General features: G+C 47.9%; 4 protein-coding genes. 2 read left to right on the forward strand and 2 right to left on the reverse strand.

The features are described 5' to 3' along the window. Positions 1-37: 37 nt before the first annotated feature. Both VN105_RS11085 and VN105_RS11090 read right to left on the reverse strand, forming a co-directional pair. A complete protein-coding gene (locus VN105_RS11085; RefSeq protein ID WP_325640800.1) occupies positions 38-1,093 on the reverse strand; it encodes an ABC transporter permease in 1,056 nt (351 codons plus the stop codon). 8 nt (positions 1,094-1,101) lie between these two features. Next, complete coding sequence (locus VN105_RS11090; protein ID WP_325640802.1) at positions 1,102-2,184, reverse strand: BT_3928 family protein; 1,083 nt, start codon at positions 2,182-2,184, stop codon at positions 1,102-1,104. A gap of 260 nt (positions 2,185-2,444) precedes the next feature. On the opposite strand from VN105_RS11090, the gene folP reads away from it, so the two are divergent. Further along, positions 2,445-3,308 carry a dihydropteroate synthase gene (gene folP, locus VN105_RS11095; protein ID WP_325640804.1) on the forward strand — a complete coding sequence of 288 codons (864 nt, stop codon included), beginning with the start codon at positions 2,445-2,447 and terminating at the stop codon, positions 3,306-3,308. Between the two features lie 23 nt (positions 3,309-3,331). Then, positions 3,332-4,144, forward strand: a complete 813-nt coding sequence (locus VN105_RS11100) for a diadenylate cyclase (protein ID WP_325640805.1) — start codon at positions 3,332-3,334, stop codon at positions 4,142-4,144. Positions 4,145-4,190 lie beyond the last annotated feature (46 nt).

Below are 4,190 nucleotides of genomic sequence, written 5' to 3' on the forward strand. Positions count from 1 at the left end.
TCAGCGAAATCATCATAATCCTGAGTCAGACAAAATCCTATGCGAGCTTGATCCGCGGATCGATGAGCGTATAGAGGAGATCCGCCAGTAGGTTAACGATCACGAAGATGCCGGCAGTAAAGAGGATGGCTCCCATTACCACGGGGAAGTCGAATTTGTCCAGGGCATCTACGGTTACCTTGCCGATGCCTTTCCAGCCGAAGATGTATTCTACGAAGAAGGCGCCTGCCAGCAGTTCAGCGAACCAGCCGGTGATGGCGGTGATCACCGGGTTGAGGGCATTGGGTAATGCGTGCCGCCATATCACGGCCTGCCGGGAAAGCCCCTTGGCATAGGCCGTGCGGATATAGTCCTGGTGCAGTACATCCAGCATGGCGCTGCGGGTGAGTTGCACAATGATGGCCAGCGGGCGGATACCCAGCGTGATGGCTGGCAGCACCAGGTTGCGCAGGTTCAGTACCCTGCCCTTGAAAGGATCTACGTCGAACAGGCTGCCGGACATATGGAGGCCGGTATAGTCGCTGAGTACAAACCCAAAAAGATATGCCAGCACGATGCCGGCAAAGAAAGAGGGCGCTGAAATACCGGCCACACTGGCAAATACGGCGCCGGTGTCCATCCAGGTGTTTTGCTTTACGGCAGATAATACCCCCAGTGCAATACCCACAATGGTGGCAAACAGCATAGCGGCTACCGCCAGCAGCAAAGTGCCGGGTAATGCCTCCATTAAAATATCCCACACTTGTTTTTTGCCCTGGTAGGAACGACGGAGATAAGGTGTTTTCAACACCAGGAGCTTATCATTTGATATATGCGCTACCGTTAGATAGTGCAGGTTTTCATCTGCTTCCTGCCGGGTATGGATCCCCACCGGCAGCAGGTCGTTCAGGTAATACAGGAACTGCGTCCCCACCGGCTGGTCGAGATGCAGTTCACGGCGCACGTTTTCCAGGGAGGCTACGTCGGCCCGCTGTCCTAATGTAAGCCGCGCCGGGTCGCCGGGCAGCACATTGAACAGGAAGAACACCAATACTACTACTCCCAGCAGCACCAGCAATCCATACCCGGTTTTACGAAGCAGAAAACGAAGCATACAGCTGATTATGGTATATCATTATAATGCCATTTCCCTTTGATGGTGCCTTTATCGAGCAGGAGCAGCGCAGGATTGCTTCTGCCGGCGGTTTTAATGGCTACGCCATCCATTTGCACAAAAGGAAATTCCAGGCCATGTTGTTGTTTGAAAGCAGCAATTTCCTCTTTGGTGGAAGCGGTTACTCCATATATTACTACTTCCTGGTTCTTCCACTTTTGTTGCAGGGCCTTTATTTTTTCATCCCAGCCGCTGCCGGCCTTTTGGGTATTGAGTACCAGGAAAAGATATACTGGTTTGGTTTCAGACAGGATAGCTTCCGTTTGGTTAACGCCATCCAGGTCGGTAAGGATAAAATCTTTGATAGCCGGTTCTGCATTGCCTTTTTTCACCAGTTTATCTTTCCGGTCTACAAATTTCCAGGTACTGTCGGACCAGGGATAGTTATCGGCTGTAAATTCTTTTTTCTGCCCATCCTTTTCATAAGTGAAGATCATTTCGTACACATCAGGTGTAGCGCCTGGAGGCAGTTTCATTTTCTCGGGGATATTGTTGCCTACTTTATAAGGAAGGCAGTCAAAGAAAGGCAGGTGTTTCAGGGTGTACCACTGAATGCCGAAAGCGAATACGGCGGAGAGCAGCAGTACCAGTCCCGCTGCTTTGAACAGCGGTTGTATACGGTTCCGGTAAAAGAAGATCACGAGGATCATCACCAGCAGGATCACGTCTTTCCAGAAGGTTTCCACTGCAGTGAGCTTGATGCAGTCGCCAAAGCAGCCGCATTCGCGGATAGTGCCGCTGAACAGGGCATAACCTGTGAGGAAGGTGAAAAATATAATGAGCAGCAGCAGCAACACGGAGAAGATACGCATACGGTATCCAACGAGTACGGCTACACCTGCAATAATTTCAAAGGCATTCATGATAATGGAAAATGCCAGGGAATAGGGAGAAAGGAATGTGAGGTGCAGCACCTCGAAAAACTCGTCCATTTTATAGCTGAGTCCTAACGGATCATTCGCTTTAATCAGGCCAGAGAAAATGAATAACACCCCAACGATTATACGTAACAGGTTAAGGATAATCTTCATAAAATAGTTTAATGGTTAAGTGATCCGTGAAGATAAGAACAATCAGGGTTTACCTTTCGTTGAAATTGATGAGCGTAAAGATGCCGGTGGGCGCGCTTTAAATCTATTTCTGAAATTAAACGTCTAAATTCCTAAATTCGGAAATGATTGATTTTCCTTCTTAGATTTGCAGGCAAAATAAAGAATTTCGGGTAAAAGGCCGGAACTATATAAGAAATCAGGATCAAAGTGCCTGCATGCTAACTTCTTAACGCATTCAAATGAAACCACACCATATCCCGGCAACAACATCTTCACCTGTAATAAATTGCAGGGGGCAGTTATTGTCCCTCGCCACGCCTGCTGTAATGGGCATTATAAATGTTACCAGTGATTCTTTTTATGAAGGCAACCGCATGCATGAGCTGCACCAGCTGATGGAGAAGGCAAAGCAACACCTGGAGGAAGGCGCCGCCATCCTGGACCTGGGCGCACAAAGTACCCGCCCCGGTGCTGAAATGGTGGGACCGGAAGAAGAAATTCACCGGTTGATCCCGGCTATACACGCCATCCTGAACAAATACCCCACCGCCATTATTTCTGTAGATACCTGGTATGCGGCCGTAGCAGAGAAGGCAGTACACGCCGGCGCTGCTATTATTAATGATGTAAGCGCGGGTGATATGGATGCAGACATGATCCCGGTTGCCGGAAAACTGCAGGTGCCGTATATTGCAATGCACATGCAGGGTAAACCCGCCACGATGCAGCAAAACCCGCAGTATGAAGATGTGGTGGCCGAAGTGCTCGATTACCTGAAACAAAAACTGGCCGCCTGCCGCGCCGCCGGTATCAGGGACTTTATTGCTGACCCCGGGTTTGGTTTCGGGAAAACGATGGATCATAACTATACCCTGCTGAAAAACCTGCGCCTGTTTTACGACATACTCGGCGTACCGGTATTAACGGGCATTTCCCGTAAATCAATGATCTATAAACTGCTGAACATTACCCCTGCCGAAGCGCTGAACGGCACTACTGTATTAAATACCATTGCGCTGCAACAGGGTACGCATATATTAAGGGTACACGATGTAAAAACCGCTGTGGAAGCGGTAAGGATCATGAAGAAAATGAATGGCTAATTTAATCTTGCAATTTTACAATTATGAAGGAAGTAATACAATTTTATGGAGTTGAGTTTCGATGGCTGGATCTTCTGGACCTGCTGATTGTTATTTTTCTGATCATCCAATTATACCGTTTATTAAAGGGAAGTCTTGCTTTTAATATTTTCGTAGGGCTATTGATGGTATATGCCGCTTATTTTTTGGTAAGGGCGCTGAAGATGCCTATTCTCACCAATATCCTGCAAAACTTTATCAATGTTGGTATCATCGCCATCATTATTATTTTCCAGCCGGAGATCAGGAAGTTCCTGCTGGTGCTGGGTAAAAAAACACCGTTGAGTAAAGACAGTTTTTTAACCAAACTGTTCCTTCCTGATAAGTTTAAGAGTTATAAAGAAGAAGAAAATATTATTAATGAACTGATAGTGGCGGTGAGCCGGATGCAGAGCACTTCTACCGGGGCGTTGATCGTGATTGCCACCACTTATCGTTTGAAATTTGATTCTGCGTCCAGCATTCCTATCGACGGGAACGTGAGTGCGAAGCTGATAGAAAGTATTTTTGAGAAGCACAGTCCCCTGCACGATGGTGCGCTGATCATTGTGGGCAACAAGATCCTGGCTGCAAAAGTGATCCTGCCGGTTTCTGAGAATCCTAACCTGCCCACCCGTATAGGGTTGCGTCACCGGTCGGCGGTAGGCATTACGGAGCACAGCGACAACCTGGCGATCATTGTTTCTGAGGAAAGAGGCTCCGTATCATATGCCATGGATGGGATACTTACCCAGGATGTGACGCTGGAAGACCTGAAGGTGAAATTATATGAGGTGTTGATAGATGGATACTCCTGATAAATATGCTGTATTATAAAAGAACGCCCCCTGTCAAGTGACAGGG

This window comes from Chitinophaga sp. (assembly GCF_035564935.1).
Lineage (GTDB): Bacteria > Bacteroidota > Bacteroidia > Chitinophagales > Chitinophagaceae > Chitinophaga.

Excerpts from the sequence above, each read along its gene's own strand:
- VN105_RS11085 (WP_325640800.1), bottom strand. The coding sequence starts at position 1,093 with ATGCTTCGTTTTCTGCTTCGTAAAACCGGGTATGGATTGCTGGTGCTG.
- VN105_RS11100 (WP_325640805.1), top strand. The coding sequence starts at position 3,332 with ATGAAGGAAGTAATACAATTTTATGGAGTTGAGTTTCGATGGCTGGAT.
- folP (WP_325640804.1), top strand. The coding sequence starts at position 2,445 with ATGAAACCACACCATATCCCGGCAACAACATCTTCACCTGTAATAAAT.
- VN105_RS11090 (WP_325640802.1), bottom strand. The coding sequence starts at position 2,184 with ATGAAGATTATCCTTAACCTGTTACGTATAATCGTTGGGGTGTTATTC.